The organism is Roseomonas sp. WA12, from assembly GCF_054165765.1.
Map to the genome: position 1 here is coordinate 712,503 of NZ_JBSTUI010000002.1, position 18,542 is coordinate 731,044.

Here is an 18,542-nt window from a genome sequence, read left to right on the forward strand (position 1 = left end):
GTCTCTAAGGCACGGAAAAGGTTTAGAAAACTCGATTGCGTTCTAAAATGATTCAGGATGTGTAAAAGATCTTTCCACCGACTTCGCCTACTACAGCCGTTTCGAACGGCCCCGTTTGGGAGCTACCGAAACCGGGACGGAAGCCTCACTGGCGTGGTCTGGTCTTAGTGGATTTCATGCGACACCATTGTACCAATTCGGCGAGTGCCGCGGTTGGCGGCGCCACCCGCGGGCGGGGGCCGCAGGAAGCGTCCCGCTCCAGCCGCTTGGCGTAGCCCGACATGCCGAGCCCGTCATGCCAGATCATTTTGACCAGGTTGCCTCGTCTGTCGCGAAGAGCGTGGCAACCGCCGGCATGCGGATCGCGCCCAAGTGCTTTGTGTATCTGAAATGCCAGTCCGCTCATGCCGCGGCGCATGTCGGTGTGGACCACTGCCAGCCAGACCTGCACACCGGAGGGGACAGGGATCACCGCCGCCGGACCGACAGCATGCGTCGCAGCGCCACTGCGTCCACGCCAGCGCCGCCTCGAACAAGGGTCGCTTACGGCCGCGCAATCTCGATCTGCGAGCCTGTCGCCGCCGCGGGCGCCACAGTTCCGGGCGGCATCGCGTCGCTCACATGCAGGGGCAGAAACACCGATACCTTAGGATCGGCCACCGCCAGCCGCCTCTGCCGCAACTGACGCCGTCAGGACCACATCAGGTCGCGGCTGATTTCATGTCCCGCGCCACCTCGGACATTCGCGCTCCAGGCTGTACTGCCTCCGCCAGCACGCCCAGCCTGTCCTAGGCACGTCAGCGTCGGCGCCGCATCACCCCGGCAATGATCTCCATCTCCCCCGTCCTTTGCGCCGCTCCTACGAGCGTTACTACGGTCAGCAAACATCGCCCCTCAGACAAGGCGGGCATTTGCGGATAGTTACGCTGATTGAGGCTGCTTTGGAGTTTGTCGATAAACTACAGCCTCAGCGGAACCGGAAACTCGTCGTGGCCAAATTCGTCTCGCTCTGGACCATCACACGAGTTCAAGGCCTGAATCCCGCCTAGCCCTAGCACGGGGGTTCCACCCGCACTCTTGCCGTCCACCAGTCCGGCTTGCCGCGGCGGGTCACCCGGCGGGCGGATGCTACCCGAGTTGAGGAGGCGCCGGGCCGCGAAGGGGGAGCTGTGGGAGACGGGACTACTGTGTTGAGCGGGTGTTGGTGGCCGTGACATCCGCCTCACCGCCGCCCAACCTGAGAGCACATAGCCACATGTCCAAGCTGCGCCCAGTTAACACAAATGGCGCTGAACAGAAGTAGTCCAACTCTACTTGCCTGACCAGGTTAGGAGCGGATGAGGTTGAAGGTGCTGCGCGCTTTGGTGTTAGAGGCACTGCGTTGGAATGTTGCCGCTCCGGTGAGACTGGTGCCGGTCATAACACCAGTGAGTTCACACTCGTGGCGGTTTCTCCCCATCATGAGAGTTCCAGATGCTGTAATCCTACCGTCCTGAGCCAAGCTGCCGGCAAGCTCGCCAGCGCCGACAAGCCCATTTGAGGCTTCGAAGCTGATGAAGACTGTGCGCCCGGGACCCTGACGAACTGTCAATGTGAGCCTGCCTCCTTGGCCCATTGTCTCGTTAAACACAGTACCTCGGAAGCTGACGATACCTTCCGCGTCAGTCCGCAAAGCTCTCCTGGGAGGGCGGGTCTCGGCAGGGCTACCTAGGGTGCGAGAGCCGGATTGCGCAGCCATGGCACGGTCTTGCCGGGGTGGCGATGTTTCGGGAGATACCGTTGGGGCGTCACCAGCCGCAGACGGTCCTTGGCTTTGTACCGACAATGGGTCGGGACCGTTTGGCGGAGTTTGTGTCGTATCGAGGGTGCCCGGTGTGGCAGGCCCCAAGGTCGAATCGCTGCCGTCCGGTTGTACCCATCCCTCCTGCCGAGGCGTTTTCTGGAGTACCAACCCACCGAGCAGAGCTACCGCGAGGCCGGCCGACAGAGAGCCCAGAAGTTTGGCCCTGCGCTGGCTCGCGGCATTGCTCCTGGTTAGGGATGAGGCCAGAGCAACTTGGACGGTGGCGTCGGCCCGCGGAACGGGGCGCGGTGTCGCTGTCGCTGCCGCTGACAATTCATCCGACGATGATGGCTCGATCTTCGAGCCGGAAAGGACAGTCCTCCGATCTATGGGGGTACTTGCTGGCTCCAACTGCGCGCCCGCTCCTTGGCGCAGCAAGTAAGCTTCCTCAACATGGCGCTGAGTGACGTGCGCGGCACCCTCCATGTTACGGAGAAACACAGCGCCGGCGCCAAGAGCGTTGACGATGCGGAGCAGTCCCTGGGAGCGGTCTGCCAAAGCCTGGATAGCATCGGGCTCTAGCAAATCTGTGGGCTGATTTGCCGTTTCGAGGCTCGCAGCAACGTAGAGCGCCACATCCTCCGGTTGTAGCGGCTCCAGCGCCACCTCGACAAATGCACAATCCAGCTTGGCAAGCTGCTCGGCGAAATCTGGAAGGGCCACCAAGATAGAAAGATCGGCTCGGTTACAGACGCATGCCAATTGCTCCGTCTGCATGGATGCGGCTTCGTCCAGCAGCAAAATCTCGCGCTTCTTTGCCTTGTTCAACAGGTCGCTGGGCTCGGTCAATCGTACGCTCAGACCTGCCTTTCGAAGGCTCTGTGCCAGATCTCGCAGCAAGAGCGTCTTGCCAGTACCCGGCAAACCGACCAGCACGACCGATCTACCTCTTTGTAGTGCCTCGAGAGCGTTACGCCGCGCTCGCCGCCATTGCGGATGTGCGAAGGCCTGCTTGGCAGATACGCTCAGACGAAAAAGACTGTCGTCAACTGATTGTGTGGAACTCTCCTTCATGCAACTCCCTCCCGTTATTCAGTTTGGTCCGCTGTACAACTGCCGGTGGAAGGCCGCCCCGGCAGTAGCTCGGGCCCTATGGGATTTAAGAACATGGCCTCGTTAACGCTCCCGGGCAGCGTTAGTGGGGTGTGGATTTCAGCATTTGCAGCCCGGGCGGGTCTAACCGAGCTTGATCTCGGGTCCGCGGTTGAGTCGCTCTTACTCTGACTTGAGTTCATCCAGGAACAGCGCGAATGCCGGCAAGGCGAGTAGGGCGATGAGCATGCGACGCTATGCATGCAATCCACCATCGGCTTCCGCCCCAAGCACAGGCATGTTAGTGCTTCTTCGAAGCCAAGATGTCGAACCCGGAAGTTTCACCACGTTTGAGCGAACGACGACACTCTTCCACCAGCCTGGCAGCGGAGACGTTTGGCTCCGGCTCGGGACGGAGAAACGCGTTAGGAGCGCAGGATGAGCATCCTCCCTCGCCACCCTGACGACCCCTCGGCAGGGCTCCGGGTTGTAGGACCCGATTACCGGGTCCAACTAGGGACCCGACAATTACAGAGCCACTTTCCCCAGCCCGGCGCAGTGGTCGTCCACAGCCCGCCGCCCCGGTGATTAAATCTGCTTTCAGAAAAGCGACTTGGTCTGGCAGATGAAAAACGGGCGCAAAACGGACCTGCCCAGAGAGCTCCCGCTCGCCTGGAGCGACATTCAGCACCCAGCAACGGTCATTGGTGAGCGTTGAACAGGTGCAGACGTTTGTCTTGAACGCCAGAGATGTTTCAGGGCCGTCTGGTGATAGCCCCGGTTCGGAATGATGTCGGCAGCTACCGCCCGAGCTGATCTGGCAGTATCGGTGGAACCCGCGCCGGGCGCGGTGCGCTTGGCCCGAAGGGAGAGAACCACGATGAAGCTCTATTACTCACCCGGTGCGTGTAGCCTGGCCGATCATATCGCCCTGCATCAGGCAGGTTTTTCCTTCGAGCACGAGAAGGTGGACCTGAAGGCGAAGCGCACGGCGGGCGGCGCCGACTTCACCACGATCAATCCTAAAGGCTACGTCCCAGTGCTGACGCTGGACTCTGGCGAGAACCTCACCGAGAACATAGCAATCCTCGACTGGGTCGCTCATCAGAACGAGGCACTCAGGCCCTCGGGCGCCATGGGCCACTCTCGCCTGATCGAGGCCCTCGCCTTCATCTCGACCGAGATCCACAAAAGCTTCAAGCCGTTCTTCGCCGGCGCTGGCGACGAGGAGAAGAAGAAGGCGGGTGAACTGATCCTGAAGCGGATGGGCCACCTTGCCCAGACAATGAAGGGCGAATTCCTGTTCGGCGAAGATGTCAGCGTTGCTGATTGCTACCTGTTCGTCATGCTCCTCTGGGCTAGCAAGAACGATCTTGAGGTGCCCGCGAAGTTGGCTGCCTTCCGTGAGCGGATGTTGGCATTGCCGTCCGTCCAGAAAGCGATGACGCACGAGGGCCTGATCTAACAATGTACCCGTCGTCGAGCGGCACGGAGCGGCCATGCTGCTCGACGACTCTCTTCGCCTTCGCTTCGTTGGCCCGCAATTAGAGGCTTGATCACGCCGCGTTCCACGACCCGCGTTCGGGTACCGTCAGCTTGCTGGCCCTAGGGCAGCGAGGTTGAGTGATCGGCAGCGGGAGTAGTGGCGATCAAGCCGGCGCGGTGCCCCTGCTGATATTGGACCAGACCGCAAGCGCGCGCGCCCGTGCAGCGCGGTGCTCCCTAGCAGTGACGTGGTCGCGGTGGGGATGAAAGAGGTTGTTGATCCCGTCATGGGCGGAGAGGAAGCGCCGCGCCTGGCATGCTGACTTGAACCGCTTCATCTCCCGCTCTCGACGTCGCCTCGGCTGATGCGAGTTCACCGCACGGTTGTTCAGCTCCTTCTGCTGCCGGTACTCGACAGAGGCATTACATCCTTCTTCGCGGCGCCGTAGCTCGCCAGCTTGGCGGTGATCATGGCCCGTGGTGCCCGTGTCTGCCGCTCCAGCAGCTTCCTGAGTAGCCACCTGATAGCTAGCTAGTCCCCTCGGCTCTGCACCGGCAGGTCAAGCACCATCCCGGTCTGGTCGACAGTGCGCCAACGCCAATGCGTCACGCCGTTGATGTTGAGGACGACCTCATCCAGGTGCCACTGGTCGCACAACCGAGGCAGCCGGCATCGGATCTGTTTGGCGAAAGCCTTGGCCGAACTTGCGGCCCCACTGCAGCAGTGTTTCGTGGCCGACCACGATGTCGCGGGGACTCAACGAAGCTGGGGCGGTCATCCCACCCGACAACCCGGCGGCAAGCGGCTCGAGCAAGCTGGCGGTCGGCCAAATTGACGATGCCGGCTATACCGTGTCCGACTTCGGCGATGCCCCGCACCCCTCCTCCACCGAGACGGGCGCGAAGCTGTTCATCGTGGACTGAACCGCGTCCTCATCTCGGATAGCGCGCGGGTGGCGGTTCCTGCGCCGGGTTGAAACGCACCCAGCCCGGCACCTGCGCCTCAAGATTCACCTCACGCCATTTCGGATGGCGGGGGGGGCGCAAAAACTGGTCGAAGCGCGCACGGAAAGCGTCCACGAAGCCCGTCACCTTGCGGAAGCGCTCGGTGCCCGGCGCCCAAGCATAGACGGCCATTACCGCACCCACCCCCAGCGTCTCCACCGGCGCATCGGCCGGCACGAGGTTGGGATACTGCTCGTGCCCAAGCCGCGATGGCAGGTAGGTTTCCACCAGCGCGGGTGTCATCGGCAGCGACAGGAAGTGTAGCCCGGCATCAGCCGGCACGCCGGAAAATAGCCGCGCCGGTTTCCCCGCAACATAGACCAGCGCAGCGATCTCGCCCCGCCGCAGCTTCTCCAGCGCGACATCCTGCGCATCATTCGTCAGGCGCGGCGCGATACCGAACGCCTCGAAGAGAAGCGAGGCCGTCATCGCCGTGCCGCTTCCCGCCCCATCCACATTCACCACCTGCCCGGCGAGATCCTGCACCCGCGAGATCTCCGCGCGCGCGAGCACATGCACCTCCTCGTCGTATAGCTTGGCGATGTACTGAATCATCTGCCCCATGCCCGGGAACAGGCGCCGCGCGCGCACATAGGCCAGAGCATCCGATTGCACGATGCCGATGTCGACGCCGCGCAGGAACATGATGTCCGCGATATTCTGCACGGAGCCGCGCCCGATCATCGGCAGCACGCGCAGCCGCTCGCCATCGTCCAGCACCGCAGCAAGATCGGCCGCGATGCGCACATAGGTCCCGTCCACACCACCCGAGACGACACCGACAGTCCCGGCATTCGCCCGTGACGCCATAGCGGCGAGGCCGTTGCCCGAGGAGGCGGGTGCCTGCCATCGCTCGGCCCCTTGCGCCCCCGCGTGCCGGGATGCCGCGACGAGCGCTCCCGCGAGCAGCAGCCCGCGCCGCGTGGATGGCTTGCCCATCATGTCCTCGTCTCCCTAATCAGCCGCGTGCTGACGGCTTCCCGGCAGGAGCCGCTGGAGCGAAACCTTCGCTTCCGCATCGCCCAGCGCCTCGCCCCGCCGGTACCAAGAGCCTGCAAGCACCGGATCGGGGCGCAGCCCGCGCACGCCGAGCCCGGCCAAGATCGCCGGATCATAGGTGCGGCCCATCGCCGTCGCCGCCGCGCCGCTACCCGCGGATGCGGCACGCTCATAGAGAAGACGCGCAGCGGAGACATCGCCGATGGCCAGCATGGCGTGGCCGCGCCGCACCAGCGCCTGCAGCATCTCCGGTGCCACGCCGGGTGAGGCTACCGCAACAGGCGCCGGCGGGGGCTCAACCGGCGCCTCGGCCCGCAACGGCTCATCTGGCGGTGTGTTGGCTACCGCGAGCGGCGCAGCCGGGGCCGTCCCAGCCGTCGGCGCGTCGGGCACCTCGGCCGGTTCGGCCAAGGGCGGTGCCTCCGGCCGGGACAGGCCCTGTGGCAGCGGCAGGCTGGCCATCTCCGGCGGCAGCGGCGGACGGGTCGGCACAGGACCAAGCAGCCAGGATAACGCCAAGGGCACCGGCGGCCCCGCCGCAAGCGGGACAGGATCGGCGGGCGGCAGACCCACCGGCGCCTCAGCGAGAGAAGGTAAAGGGGGCGGTGTCCGCAGCGCTAGGTCCGGCGGTGCAGGCGGGGCTTCCGGCTGCGGTGCCGAAGCCGGCCTCTCGGCCAGCGCTGGCACCAACTGAGGCGGAGAGGGCTCCGACGGCGGCAGGATCGGGCCGGGCAGGGGAAGGGCGAGCGCGACCGTCGGCTCGCCGGACTGCAGGGGCGGCGGCGGGACAAAGGCGGGCGGGGCGGTGCCGGGGGCAGCGTCATCCGCCTCCACCATAGCCATGTCGGGGGACTGCGCCGGAAGCTCCGGCGGGGGCTGCTCCGCCCCTGTCTGTATGAGGGCCGGAGCCGTTTCCGCCTCGCCCGCCCTTGCGAGCGGGGCCTGATCTAACCCGGTAACCGGAACCGGCCCCGACGAGGCCAACCACGGACCAAGCACCCCCGGCTGCATCAGGAGCACGGCGGCACCAGCAAGCACGAGCGGCAGGAGCAACCAGGGGGCGCGACGTCGAGCACCAGACGGCCTCTCAGCCTCACTTGTTTCCGCCATCACCTCCAGCGCTGCGGCCGGGGCAACCGGCAGCGGCGGCGTCACCTCGGGCGCGCTTGCCACGACCTCGGGCGGGCTCGGTGCCACCCCGTCCAGCCGTTGCAGCTCGTCCGGCTGGCACAGCAGCAACGCCCGCGCTCGCCCAACCCAGTCATCGCTGCCCGCATCTGGCGAAGCTTCCAGCGCAAAAGCCGAATCAAGCAGGATGGTCAGCCGCCAGAAATCCGCGACGGAGAGGGATAGGTACACCACGGGCGGCGGCACTGACCGTGCCGGGTCCAGCAGCCGGTACGTGCTCCGGAAGCGGGCTACGGCATCCGGCATCTCATCCGGCGCCAGATCGATCAGCGCGACGCCGTAATCCCGGTGCAGCAAGCCGAAGGCGATGATCCCGGCCGAGTAGGCCCGCTCACTCGGCAGGAGGACTCGCCGAAAAATCTCACCACCCCACTCTTCGAGAAGCGCGTCGGGTGGCGTCTCCGGTCGGGGGTGGACAGCGATCATGAGCGCTCATCATCCGACAGGGTTGGCGGACCGATCGAACGGCGGAGGGAGTCACGAGTGCCGATGCAGAACTTAATCATGCCGCAACTAGAAGGCCTCTAATTCATGTTAATACAGCGGAAGTTCAGCCCTGCGCGCCACGCACCCCCTTAAGCCAAGGCCCGCACGCCGTCCAGCATTGCGCGCAAGCTCCCTTTGGTCGCGCACCCTTCCGCATCCAGCGTCCCCACCAAAATGTCGAGCAGCGACGAGCCGACCACCGCCCCATCCGCCGCGCGCACCGCCTCCACCATCTGATCCGGCGTGCTGCCACCGCGGGTTATAAGCACCGACAAGCTGGCGCACTACGGCGCCGCGAGGAAGGACGTGATGCCTTCTGTCGAGCACCTGCAGCACAAGGGGCTGAACAACTGTAGGTAGAACTCGCATCAGCCGACGCGGTGACGAGAGCGGCAGATGCAGCGGTACAAGTCAGCAGACCAAGCGTAGCGCCTCCTCTCCGCCCATGAAGGGATCAACAACCTCTTTCATCTCCGCCGCGACCACGTCACTGCCAGGGAGTACCGCGCCGCACGGGCACGCGCTTTCAAGGTCTGGTCCGTTATGAGCAGTTTCGCCGCACGGGCTTGATGGCCGTTGATCCCGCTTTCGACGAGTAAGGCTCGTCGCGGCACGGACGAGAAGTTGACGGTGCCGAGCAACACCTCATCTTCGGGATCGGCTAATCGACTTGGCGAGAAAGCCGATGAGGAAGTGTGCCACTAGGGACATTGTCAGAAAGCTGAGGCGAGCATCGCCGGGATCTTTCTCCCAAAAGGAGAGTTGGTGGATCGTATTGCAACCTCAGTGCGAAAACAGCTTTAGTGTCTGAAAAGATCGACAGGCGATCTTGGGTAACGGGAGCAGGGTATGCGTGACCTGAGGAGGAGGCTGAGAGCACGTTCCGATGGCGCCTTATCATCTCTCGGGTTTCGTTCGGCCGTGTACGCTGGGGTGGCATGCGCTGCCCTTCTTGGCCTTGAGGGCTGGAATATCTGGGCGGACCGGAATGCCCGCCTCCAGACCATCGAGGCGGTAACGACCAACACAACAAGAAGCTTGGTCCAGCACACCGAAGACATGCTGGATCGGGCTGACACTGTCCTTGGCGAGTTGGCCGAGCGAGTGAACACAGACGGCAAGGGTTCTGCTGCCCTGGACCGGCTCAACAGGCTATTGCGAGGTGAAGCGACCCGCCCACCAGGAGCCACGGCGTTCTTCGTCTATGACGCGGATGGGCGATGGCTGGCCAGTTCGCTACCTCAGACACCGAACAGCATGAACAATGCCGATCGGGATTATTTCCGGCATCACCGGCAGAGCGCGGACCTCGGCCCATTTGTCGGCCCCCTCGTCCGCAGCCGCAGCCGGAACGCCTGGATCGTAACGATTTCGCGGCGGTTAGAGGCTGGCGATGGCCGCTTCGCAGGCGTGGCGCTTGCGACAATCGATGCCACGTATTTCGCGCGGTACTTCGCGGGCTTCAATTTGGGCGACCAAGGCGCCGCAGCGCTGTTCCGCACCGACGGGGTCCTCCTCGCTCGCCAGCCATTCAGCGAGAGCCAGGCCGGTCAGAGCTTTGCCGATCAGCAGCTCTTCCAGTTCTGGCTCCCAAGCTCCGACGTGGGCAGCTATCGTGTCACCTCTCCATTCGACGGTGTGGTGCGGCGCACGTCCTACCAGAGGGCGAGCCGTTACCCGATCGTCATCGCCGCAGCGGTAAGCGAGCGGGAAGCTCTCGCGCCGTGGTATCGTGAGGTTGCGGTCCGTCTTGCCGTCGCTCTCATCCTGGCGGGTCTTTTGGCTGTCCTGGGATTGCGGCTCGCGCGCCACGCTCAGCGACGTCACAGCGCTGAGCGAGCATTGACTGACAGTGAGGCAAACTTCCGCCTGCTGGCTGAAAATTCCAGCGACATGGTCACGCGCATCGGACTGGACGGCATTCGTCGTTATGTCTCTCCGGCAGCGGAGCGTCTGCTCGGCCGTGCCCCCTCCGAACTCGTGGGTCGCCCGGCCGATGAGGATGTCCATACCCAGGATCGGCCCGGCATGCAGGCAGCGATCGCCCGACTAAGTGCGGGCGAGGCGCAGGAGGTGACGGTGACCTACCGTGCCGTCGGGCCAAACGGGCAGGAGGTCTGGCTGGAGAGCTCGGTTCGAGTGACGCACGACCCGGAAAGTGGTGAGCGCAACGGCGTCGTGGCCGTGACTCGAGACGTGACGGAACGGCGCCGAAGCGAGGAGAAAATGGCAATCCTCGCAACCCAGGACGGACTGACCGGCCTCGCAAACCGGCGCGTCTTCGACGAGACCCTTGAGAAGGAATGGAGACGGGCCGTGAGGAGTGGGGAGCCGCTCTGCCTCCTCCTGCTTGATATCGACCGGTTCAAGGTCTTCAACGACACCTATGGACACCAGGGAGGCGATAGCTGCCTGAGAGCCGTCGCTGAGGTGGCGAAGTCCGCGGCGCGGCGGCCTGCCGACCTGGCAGCTCGCTACGGTGGCGAGGAACTCGCCTTGTTGCTGCCGAATACGACCACTGCTGGTGCGATGGACATAGCGGAGGCGCTACGGGCCGCCCTGGAAGCCAAGCAGATTCCGCATCAAGGAAACCCTCCCTTACGCGTCGTGACGGCGAGCACCGGCGTCGCGGGCATCACGCCCAGGGTCGACCTCGACTTCGGTGCAGAGGCCTTGGTGGCCGCGGCTGACAGTGCGCTCTACGCGGCCAAGAGCAAGGGGCGCAACCGGGTCATCCTCGCGGCCGCGGTGCCCCCGCCTGCACAACCGGCTCCGGCGCATGCGAACGAGGAGGCGCGGCTCGCCGTGCTCCATGCATACGAGACATCCGGCGCCCTGCAACCGGACGACCCCGAGCTCGACCGTATCACGCGCCTGGCCGCGCGGATGTTTGATGTCCCTGTTGCCCTCCTCTCGCTCGTCGGACGGGATCATCAGACCTTCGTTTCGAGAGTCGGCCTGGAGGCTCAGGAGACATCTCGCGACACTTCCTTCTGTGCTCATGCCCTGCACTCCAGCGACGACCTCTTCATTGTACCGGACGCTGCGGCGGATGCGCGTTTCGCAGCTAACCCGCTGGTGACCGGAGCGACGGGCGTCCGCTTCTATGCCGGAGCGCCGCTTACGGCTCCTGGAACGGACCATCGGCTTGGGATGCTTTGTCTGATCGACCGGAAGCCGCGCACAGGCCTGGATGTGCTCCAGGAAGAGGTGCTCAAGGACTTGGCCGCGCTTGCCATAAGTCGCATTGAGCAGCGCCGCCGGACGTCGGTCCAGAACGCGTGATGCCGAGTTCACCACCGCGTCAGTGGTTGTTCGTTAACGAAGCACGAGCACCTTCTTCGCGATGTTTGAATGCTGTTGCCGGTACTGATGAACGTCAACGGCGCATTCCTGCTCGACACCTGCCGGGCAGGAAGGCCGACCTGCAAAGCGGGTAATCGCCGAGTGGATCTTCGAGCGGCGTCCCCAGCCAGCTCAGGTGACCAGCCGCTCCCTAGTACTGGCGCGTGTCGATCACTTCCTTAATCCAGCGAGCGAAAGCTTCTTTAGCGAAGAGCTTTGTCACAACGTGCATGCACGTGTCACTGTGGTCTGGTCACGGTTTTGCGGTTCGCTGGCCAGCCAATGAGTACTGGTGCACGTCGAAGCAGGCCGCGACCTGCCGCACGAAGCGGCGGCCCTCCGGGTTGACGCGCAGGCGTCCAGCATCCCGCCGCACCAGCCCCGCCCGTTCCAGGGGTGCCATCCGGACGAGCGCCTGCCGCAGGACATGCTGTACCATCGGATCCGTGACGCTCATGTCCAGCGAGAAGTCACACATTAGCCGTTCGATCAGTCGGGCGCGGAGCCTGTCCTCCTCGGTGACGGCGATACCCCGCACCACGGGCAGGTGCCCTGACATGACGGCCTCGGCGTAGCGCCTCTCGTCCACCGCGTTCCCGGCGTGGCCGCCCGGCAGGCTGCCGATGGAGGAAGCGCCGAGGCCGAGAAGCACCGGGGCCTCATCCGTCGTGTAGCCCTGGAAGTTACGCCGCAGCCGACCCGCTGCGGCCGCCCGGGCCAGCGGGTCGCCCGGCCGCGCAAAGTGGTGCAGGCCGAGCGCCACGTAACCCATGCCAGCCAGCACCTCTTCGGCGGCCTCGGCTTGCTCAAGCCGTGCCACGGCATCGGGCAGGGTGGAGGTGTTGATGACCTTCTGGTGCGGCTTCATCAACGGGACGTGGGCGAAGCCGAACACCGCCAGGCGGTCGGCGCCGAGCCCGGCTGCAAAGCGCGCGCTGGCCGCCGCATGCGCGGCGGTCTGGGTGGGCAGCCCGTACATCAGGTCGATGTTGATGCCGCCTATCCCGGCCCGGCGCAGGCGTTCGAACGACAATTCCACCAAGGCCGCGGGCTGCGGGCGGCCGATGCGGGCCTGCACGGCCGGGTCGATGTCCTGCACACCGAGGCTGGCCCGGGTGAAGCCGAGCTCGCCGAGTGCCTCCGCCGTCACCTCGTCAAGCACGCGCGGGTCCAACTCGATCGCGATCTCGGCGCCTGGGCGGATGGTGAACTCGCGGCGCAGGACACCGATCAGATCCCGCAGCCCGTCCGGGCCGAGGATGGAGGGCGTGCCACCGCCGAGATGCAGGTGGGAGACCCCGGCATGGGCAGGCAGGGCAGCTGCCAGCAGCGCAGCCTCAGTGTGCAGGGCGGCGGCATAATCGCGCACCCGCTCCGCCGAGCGCGTGGGCCTGGCGTGGCAGGCGCAGTACCAGCAGAGATCGCGGCAGAAAGGAACGTGGACGTAGAGGGACAGGGGGTCGGACGGACGGACCCCCTCGCGAAGCCAGCCGCGATAGGTGGCCTCGTTCACCGGGCCGAACTGTGCCGCGGTGGGGTAGCTGGTGTAGCGCGGCACTCGAGCCTCAGCGAGCGCGAGCATGGTGCGGGACAAAGGGGCGGCCTGGTTCGTCATGCCGTCATCCTCGCCTTGAGCCCGGGAGCCCAGCCTTGATCAGGGTCAAAGCCCGCTGGACGCGGTGGCGAGGCTCAGGCCGCCTCGGTGCGGTCCTGCAGGCTCCCGCGGTTCCGGATCGTCACCGTGCGGCCGGAGGGCAGATTGATCAGTCCTTCTCGCTTGAGCTTCGTCATCTGGCGGCTGACCGTCTCGATGGTCAGCCCGAGGACATCGGCGATCTGCATGCGAGTCAGGGGCAGGTCGAAGGTGACTTCGTCCGTGGAGCGGAGGGCCCGTCCCGCGAGGTGCCCGGCCATGTCGAGCAGGAAGCTCGCCACCTTCTCCTCGGCCGTCTTGCGACCGAGCATCAGCATACGTGCCCGGGCCTCGTCGAGCGCGGCGAGGGTGCGGCGTAACAGAAGGCGCTCCATGCGGACGTGGTTCTCCAGCACATCCTCGAAGGGCTTGCGCGGGAAGACGCATAGCTCGGCGTCGGTCAGCGCTGTGACGCTATGCTCCACCTCCTGCGCGAAGGGCCGGCCGACGAAGTCGGAGGGGTAGAGCAAGCCGACGATCTGCTCCCGCCCGTCCGCAGTGGAGGCGCTGAGCTTCAGCACACCGGAGAGGAGGTTGGCACAGAGCACGGCCTCGTCCCCGGCCCAGGCGAGGGTCTCGCCACGCGCCAGGTGTCGCTTCCGGCCCAGGCGGTTGAGGCTGGCCAGCTCGTTGTCGGTGAGGCTGCCGCAGAGCGTGCGATCGCGAACCATGCAGTCGGAACAGACCTGGGTGATGGCGACGACCCTCCCCGTGACAGGCTGCGAGTATAGGTTGCCCGGCCCGGGAAGGGGATCGCTCTGACAGGATGGAGGGGTCGCGCCGCCGGAATAGCAGGCGGCGCGGCGACGGGGTCAGGCGGCTGGGTGATCCCGGTCGTCGGTGGGCAGGTGGAACTCGTGCCAGATACCGTTCAGCACCCCGAAGGCGACGGCCAGACCGAGGCCGAGGACCCAGGCGAAATACCACATGGCGGGGATCCCTCTCTCAGTAGAAGTGGGGGTTGCGACCCACATCCTCGGTGGTCACCCGGCCCCAGAGGACCCTGTAGACCCAGGCGGTGTAGGTGAGGACGAGGGGCAGGAGGACGACGGTCACGACGACCATGATGAACAGCGTCCTCTGCGAGGAGGAGGCGTTCCAGACGGTCAGGCTGGAGGTCGGGTCGATGGAGCTGGGCAGGATGTAGGGGAACATTGACAGGCCAACGGTCGCGATGATGCCAAACCCCGAGAGGGCCGAGCCCGTGAAGGCTGGAACCTCCCACTTCGCCCGTATGCCCAGCAGGGCAAGGGCCGCGCCCAGGAGGCCTAAAGCGGGGGCGATCATCATCCAGGGATGAGCCCTGTAGTTCGCCAGCCAGGCTCCTGCCTCCTGCACGGAGGTGGTGCGCAGCGGGTTGGAAGGGCCAACTTGATCGATGGCGCTGGTGATCCGGAAGCCGATCCCGCCCCAGGCCACGTATGCCCAGCCCAGCGCGAACAGCGCCAGGGAGGCGAGCGCCGCCCAGGTGCCGAAGCGCCTGGCACGATCAAGCACCGGCCCGCGCTCGATCCGCACCGAGAGGAAGGCCGCGCCGTGCAGCACGACCATCGATACCGAGAGCAGGCCGCAGAGCAGGCTGAAGGGCGTGAAGAGACCGAAGAAGCTCCCCTCGTAGAAGGCGCGCAGGTTGCCATCCAGCCGAAAGGGCACGCCCTGGAGGACGTTGCCCACCGCCACGCCGAAAACGAGGGAAGGCACGAAGCCGCCGACGAACAGAGCCCAGTCCCAGCGCGTGCGCCAAGCCGGATCGGGCTTCTTGGAACGGTACTTGAAGCCTACCGGGCGCAGTATCAGCGAGGCCAGCACCACGAACATGGCGAGGTAGAAGCCGGAGAAGCTGACGGCGTAAACAAAAGGCCAGGCGGCGAAGATCGCGCCGCCGCCGAGGATAAACCAAACCTGGTTTCCCTCCCAGGTCGGGCCGATGGCGTTGATCACCATCCGCCGCTCCAGATCGGTTTTGCCGACGAAGGGCAGCATGGCCGCGACGCCGAGATCCCATCCGTCGGTAAGGGCGAAGCCGATGAGCAGCAAACCCATCAGGCCCCACCAGACCACCCTGAGGGTGGCGTAGTCGTATGCGAGATCCATGACCTTTCTCCTCTCTAGCCGGCCATCGCGGCGCTGGCGGGCAGCGGACCGGGGACAGGGTTGGGATCCTCGTGCCCGGCGAAGGGGCCCTTCTTCACAGTGCGGACGATCAGCCCTACCTCGATCACCGCGAGCACGCCGTAGACGAGGGTGAAGCCCGCCAGCGTCAGCCAGAGCTCGGTGCGGCTGAGCGAAGAGACGCCGAGAAAGGTCGGCAGCACGCCCTCGATCGCCCAGGGCTGGCGGCCCATTTCCGCCAGCACCCAGCCCAGCTCTGTCGCGATCCATGGAAGGGGGATGGCGAGGACGGCCAGGCGCAGGAACCAGCGTTGGTCAAATCTGCGCAGGCTACAGAGCAGGAAAGCTGTGGCGAAGAGCGCGATCATGGCGAAGCCAATTGAGGCCATGATGCGGAAGCTCCAGAACATCAGGGGCACATTCGGGACGGTGTCCCATGCCGCCTGCTGAATCTGCTCCGGCGTGGCGTTCCGGGGGTCGGCGACGTAGCGGGTCAGCAGCAGCCCGTAGCCGAGGTCACGGCCGTGACGGGCGAAGACCTCACGAGCGGCGGCGTCCTGTGGATCGGCCTTCAGGGCTTCCAGCGCGCCGAAGGCAATCCGGCCGCTCTCGATGCGTTCCTGCGCGAGCAGCACCAGCTCCGACATGCCCGTCACTTGCTTGTCGAGGCTGCGGGTGGCGATGACGCCGAGCACCCAGGGGATGTTCACGGCGTATTCGGTCTCGCGTGTCGTGCTGTTGGGTAGGCCGAACAGCGTCAGCCCGGCGGGCGCTGCCTCGGTGTGCCAGGCGGCCTCGATGGCGGCGAGCTTCATCTTCTGGTTGTCGGTCAAGGCGTAGCCGCTCTCGTCGCCCAGCACGACGACGGAGAGAGAGGCAGCAAGGCCGAATGCGGCCGCCACCGTCATGGAGCGGCGCGCGAAGCCCTGCCACCTGCCCTGCAGCAAATACAATGCGGAGATGCCCAGCACGAGCACGGAAGCGATGACGTAGCCCGCCGAAACGGTGTGGACGGACTTCGCCTGCGCAATCGGATTGAACAGCACAGCGGCGAAGTCGGTCACCTCCATGCGCATCGTGTCCGGGTTGAACGCTGCGCCTACGGGGTTCTGCATCCAGCCGTTGGCGATCAGGATCCAGAGCGCGGAGAGGTTCGTGCCCAGCGCCACCATGAAGGTCGCGAAGAGGTGGCCGTGCTTGGAAAGCCTCTCCCATCCGAAGAACATCAGTCCGACGAAGGTGGCCTCCAGGAAGAAGGCCATCAGGCCCTCGATGGCCAGCGGCGCGCCGAAGATGTCGCCCACGTAGTGGGAGAAGTAGGACCAGTTCGTGCCGAACTGGAATTCCATGGTCAGCCCGGTGGCGACACCCAGCACGAAGTTGATGCCGAAGATGAGGCCCCAGAACTGGGTGATCTGGCGCCAGATCGGGCGCCCGGTCATCACGTACACGCTCTCCATGATGACAAGCATGAAGGAAAGGCCGAGGGTCAGCGGCACGAAGAGGAAGTGGTACAGCGCGGTCAGCGCAAATTGCAGCCGCGACAGGTCGACGACACCGGGGTCCATTGGTTTGCTCCGCCCATCCGGGCCGCCGCACATCGCGGGTGCGGCTCGGCCCGGGGATGGCTCCAGAAGCCACAGCGCCATTTGTGGCGCTTTGATCTCGATCAACGAAGCGAAGGAACGCCCGGGCGAAGAAGGGGCATGTCGAACCTCTCGCCGGACAATCAACACAAGGCCAGCCGCACGGCCTGGCTCTTGGAGGCCACTCGCCCCGGCGGCCGTTGGAACAGCGCGGCCACCGGCCTCCTGTGCCTCGACGGCGTAGCCGCCATCGGCTTCGCAGCCGCGCTGGCGGGTGGGCTGACCTCCCACGGGCAGGGAGTGGGCGCGGCCTGGCCCATGCTGGCGCTTGGCGTGGTAGCAGCTACCGGGCGCGGGGTGTTCAGCAGCCTCTCCCTACGCGCGGGCGGCGAGGCCGCCAGCCTGGCCAAGGCGGCGCTACGCCGCCGCGTGGTGGTGGCCAGCCTGGCCATTCCCGCCGGGGAGAGGCCTCCCGTGGGCAGCCTGATGACCTCTGCCGTTGACGAGGTCGAGGCTCTGGACGGCTACATTGCCCGGTTTCTGCCAGCACGTCGGGCTGCGGCGCTGGTGCCCTTCCTGGTCCTGGGCGCCACGGCCATCGCTAGCCCGTTCAGTGCGGGCATCCTGGCCTTCACCTTCATTCCCTTCGTCCTGGCGCTCGCCTTGGCAGGCGGGGCAGCGGCGGACGGCGCGCAGCGGCAGTTCAGCGCTCTGTCCCGTCTTTCTGCCCTCTTCGCAGACCGCGTGCGAAGCCTTCCCACGGTCCTCGCCTTCCAGGCCGAGGAGACGGAGACCGCGCGGCTGGCCGGGGCGGCCGACGAGCTGCGCCGCCGTACTTTGAGCGTGCTGCGTGTTGCCTTCCTGTCCTCCGGCGCGCTGGAGTTCTTCGCGGCGCTCTCGGTGGCGCTCGTGGCCGCCTATGCCGGTTTCAGCCTGCTGGGCCTACTGCCCTTCCCAGCGCCGGAGACGCTGGACCTATCGTGTGCATTCTTTGTGCTGGCCCTGGCGCCCGAATTCTACGCTCCGATGCGGCGCCTGGCCGCCGCCTACCATGACAAGCAGGCCGCCGAGACCGCCGCGGACCGGCTGGGGGCCCTGGAGGCCATGGCGCGTGTGCCGGCGGGCGCCGCCCGGCTCATCTCCCAATCCCCTGCCATCCGCTTTCAGGGCGTAGCCATCCGCTACCCCGGCGAAGACCGCGCAGCAGTGGAGGGCTTCTGGCTGGATGTTGCCCCGGGCGAGATGGTGGCTCTTCTCGGGCCCAGCGGCTCGGGCAAGACGAGCCTTCTGAACGTCCTGCTCGGCCTGGCGCCGCTGAGTGGGGGCGACGTGCTGGTCGACGGCCTTGCGCTGTCGGAGGCCGGTTCCTTCGCGCCCTCCATCGCCTGGCTGGGGCAGGCGCCGCTGATCATGCCCGGCAGCATCGCCGACAACATCGCGCTTTCCCGCAGGGACGCGCCGGTGGGGGAACTCGCGCGGGCAGCCGCCCAAGCCGGGCTGGATGCCGTGTTACGCGCGCGGCCTAGCGGGATGGACGCCCTGGTGAACGAGCGCGGAGGCGGTCTGTCGGGCGGTGAGCGCCGCCGCGTCGCCCTGGCCCGTGCCCTGCTGAAGGACGCGCCAATCCTGCTGCTGGACGAACCGACCGCTCATCTCGACGAGGCGGCGGAAGCGGCGCTGATTGGGGTGATCCGTGAGGGTGCAAGGAGCCGCACCACAATCATCGCCACCCATTCCGAGCGGCTGGCCGCGATGGCCGACCGCGTCA

The 18,542-nt window shown here is 65.7% G+C and carries 14 protein-coding genes and 2 pseudogenes; 5 read left to right on the forward strand and 11 right to left on the reverse strand.

Going from position 1 to position 18,542, the window contains the following annotated elements:
* Positions 1–145 precede the first annotated feature (145 nt).
* Both tnpB and ACVBD7_RS25825 read right to left on the reverse strand, forming a co-directional pair.
* Positions 146–472 (reverse strand): IS66 family insertion sequence element accessory protein TnpB, encoded by a 327-nt coding sequence (gene tnpB, locus ACVBD7_RS25820; protein ID WP_458098337.1) that lies wholly within the window; start codon positions 470–472, stop codon positions 146–148.
* An 855-nt stretch (positions 473–1,327) separates the two neighbouring features.
* Complete coding sequence (locus ACVBD7_RS25825) at positions 1,328–2,857, reverse strand: nSTAND3 domain-containing NTPase (RefSeq protein ID WP_458098338.1); 1,530 nt, start codon at positions 2,855–2,857, stop codon at positions 1,328–1,330.
* A gap of 898 nt (positions 2,858–3,755) precedes the next feature.
* Here ACVBD7_RS25825 and ACVBD7_RS25830 point away from each other — a divergent pair.
* A complete protein-coding gene (locus ACVBD7_RS25830) occupies positions 3,756–4,340 on the forward strand; it encodes a glutathione binding-like protein (RefSeq protein ID WP_458098339.1) in 585 nt (194 codons plus the stop codon).
* 184 nt (positions 4,341–4,524) lie between these two features.
* Here the strand turns inward: ACVBD7_RS25830 and ACVBD7_RS25835 are convergent.
* A pseudogene (locus ACVBD7_RS25835) lies at positions 4,525–5,121 on the reverse strand (IS6 family transposase); the annotation flags it as partial.
* Between ACVBD7_RS25835 and ACVBD7_RS25840 the strand changes: the two are divergent.
* Positions 5,105–5,284, forward strand: coding sequence for a hypothetical protein (locus ACVBD7_RS25840; protein WP_458098340.1), 180 nt, complete (start codon positions 5,105–5,107; stop codon positions 5,282–5,284). The pseudogene ACVBD7_RS25835 and the gene ACVBD7_RS25840 sit on opposite strands and share 17 nt — an antisense overlap.
* A 9-nt stretch (positions 5,285–5,293) precedes the next feature.
* Here ACVBD7_RS25840 and ACVBD7_RS25845 read toward each other — a convergent pair whose 3' ends face one another.
* The 3 genes from ACVBD7_RS25845 to ACVBD7_RS25855 all read right to left on the reverse strand — a co-directional run bounded on the left by ACVBD7_RS25845 (position 5,294) and on the right by ACVBD7_RS25855 (position 8,307).
* On the reverse strand, positions 5,294–6,307 hold the full coding sequence (locus ACVBD7_RS25845) for a TAXI family TRAP transporter solute-binding subunit (RefSeq protein WP_458098341.1): 1,014 nt from the start codon (positions 6,305–6,307) through the stop codon (positions 5,294–5,296).
* A gap of 12 nt (positions 6,308–6,319) precedes the next feature.
* Positions 6,320–7,978 (reverse strand): hypothetical protein, encoded by a 1,659-nt coding sequence (locus ACVBD7_RS25850; RefSeq protein WP_458098342.1) that lies wholly within the window; start codon positions 7,976–7,978, stop codon positions 6,320–6,322.
* A gap of 149 nt (positions 7,979–8,127) precedes the next feature.
* Positions 8,128–8,307 carry a hypothetical protein gene (locus ACVBD7_RS25855; protein WP_458098399.1) on the reverse strand — a complete coding sequence of 60 codons (180 nt, stop codon included), beginning with the start codon at positions 8,305–8,307 and terminating at the stop codon, positions 8,128–8,130.
* On the opposite strand from ACVBD7_RS25855, the pseudogene ACVBD7_RS25860 reads away from it, so the two are divergent.
* Together ACVBD7_RS25860 and ACVBD7_RS25865 are read left to right on the forward strand one after the other, a co-directional pair.
* Positions 8,285–8,395: pseudogene (locus ACVBD7_RS25860) on the forward strand (IS6 family transposase); the annotation flags it as partial. The gene ACVBD7_RS25855 and the pseudogene ACVBD7_RS25860 sit on opposite strands and share 23 nt — an antisense overlap.
* A 492-nt stretch (positions 8,396–8,887) precedes the next feature.
* On the forward strand, positions 8,888–11,323 hold the full coding sequence (locus ACVBD7_RS25865) for a diguanylate cyclase (RefSeq protein ID WP_458098343.1): 2,436 nt from the start codon (positions 8,888–8,890) through the stop codon (positions 11,321–11,323).
* A 313-nt stretch (positions 11,324–11,636) separates the two neighbouring features.
* On the opposite strand, the gene hemN is transcribed toward ACVBD7_RS25865, so the two are convergent.
* From hemN to ACVBD7_RS25890, 5 genes are all read right to left on the reverse strand, one after another.
* The gene (gene hemN / locus ACVBD7_RS25870) at positions 11,637–12,998 is read right to left on the reverse strand and encodes an oxygen-independent coproporphyrinogen III oxidase (RefSeq protein WP_458098344.1); all 1,362 of its coding nucleotides are present in this window, start codon (positions 12,996–12,998) and stop codon (positions 11,637–11,639) included.
* Positions 12,999–13,072: 74 nt separating this feature from the next.
* Positions 13,073–13,747, reverse strand: coding sequence for a Crp/Fnr family transcriptional regulator (locus ACVBD7_RS25875; RefSeq protein ID WP_458098345.1), 675 nt, complete (start codon positions 13,745–13,747; stop codon positions 13,073–13,075).
* Positions 13,748–13,888: 141 nt separating this feature from the next.
* The gene (gene cydX / locus ACVBD7_RS25880; protein WP_257718981.1) at positions 13,889–14,005 is read right to left on the reverse strand and encodes a cytochrome bd-I oxidase subunit CydX; all 117 of its coding nucleotides are present in this window, start codon (positions 14,003–14,005) and stop codon (positions 13,889–13,891) included.
* Between the two features lie 16 nt (positions 14,006–14,021).
* Positions 14,022–15,170 carry a cytochrome d ubiquinol oxidase subunit II gene (gene cydB, locus ACVBD7_RS25885; protein WP_458098346.1) on the reverse strand — a complete coding sequence of 383 codons (1,149 nt, stop codon included), beginning with the start codon at positions 15,168–15,170 and terminating at the stop codon, positions 14,022–14,024.
* A gap of 14 nt (positions 15,171–15,184) precedes the next feature.
* A complete protein-coding gene (locus tag ACVBD7_RS25890) occupies positions 15,185–16,756 on the reverse strand; it encodes a cytochrome ubiquinol oxidase subunit I (RefSeq protein ID WP_458098347.1) in 1,572 nt (523 codons plus the stop codon).
* 138 nt (positions 16,757–16,894) lie between these two features.
* Here ACVBD7_RS25890 and cydD point away from each other — a divergent pair.
* Positions 16,895–18,542, forward strand: a 1,648-nt coding sequence (gene cydD, locus ACVBD7_RS25895; RefSeq protein ID WP_458098348.1) for a thiol reductant ABC exporter subunit CydD, incomplete at its 3' end; no start/stop codon positions are given.

Excerpts from the sequence above, each read along its gene's own strand:
- ACVBD7_RS25825 (WP_458098338.1), bottom strand. The coding sequence starts at position 2,857 with ATGAAGGAGAGTTCCACACAATCAGTTGACGACAGTCTTTTTCGTCTG.
- ACVBD7_RS25830 (WP_458098339.1), top strand. The coding sequence starts at position 3,756 with ATGAAGCTCTATTACTCACCCGGTGCGTGTAGCCTGGCCGATCATATC.
- ACVBD7_RS25840 (WP_458098340.1), top strand. The coding sequence starts at position 5,105 with ATGTCGCGGGGACTCAACGAAGCTGGGGCGGTCATCCCACCCGACAAC.
- ACVBD7_RS25845 (WP_458098341.1), bottom strand. The coding sequence starts at position 6,307 with ATGATGGGCAAGCCATCCACGCGGCGCGGGCTGCTGCTCGCGGGAGCG.
- ACVBD7_RS25850 (WP_458098342.1), bottom strand. The coding sequence starts at position 7,978 with ATGATCGCTGTCCACCCCCGACCGGAGACGCCACCCGACGCGCTTCTC.
- ACVBD7_RS25865 (WP_458098343.1), top strand. The coding sequence starts at position 8,888 with ATGCGTGACCTGAGGAGGAGGCTGAGAGCACGTTCCGATGGCGCCTTA.
- hemN (WP_458098344.1), bottom strand. The coding sequence starts at position 12,998 with ATGACGAACCAGGCCGCCCCTTTGTCCCGCACCATGCTCGCGCTCGCT.
- ACVBD7_RS25875 (WP_458098345.1), bottom strand. The coding sequence starts at position 13,747 with ATGGTTCGCGATCGCACGCTCTGCGGCAGCCTCACCGACAACGAGCTG.
- cydX (WP_257718981.1), bottom strand. The coding sequence starts at position 14,005 with ATGTGGTATTTCGCCTGGGTCCTCGGCCTCGGTCTGGCCGTCGCCTTC.
- cydB (WP_458098346.1), bottom strand. The coding sequence starts at position 15,170 with ATGGATCTCGCATACGACTACGCCACCCTCAGGGTGGTCTGGTGGGGC.
- ACVBD7_RS25890 (WP_458098347.1), bottom strand. The coding sequence starts at position 16,756 with ATGGACCCCGGTGTCGTCGACCTGTCGCGGCTGCAATTTGCGCTGACC.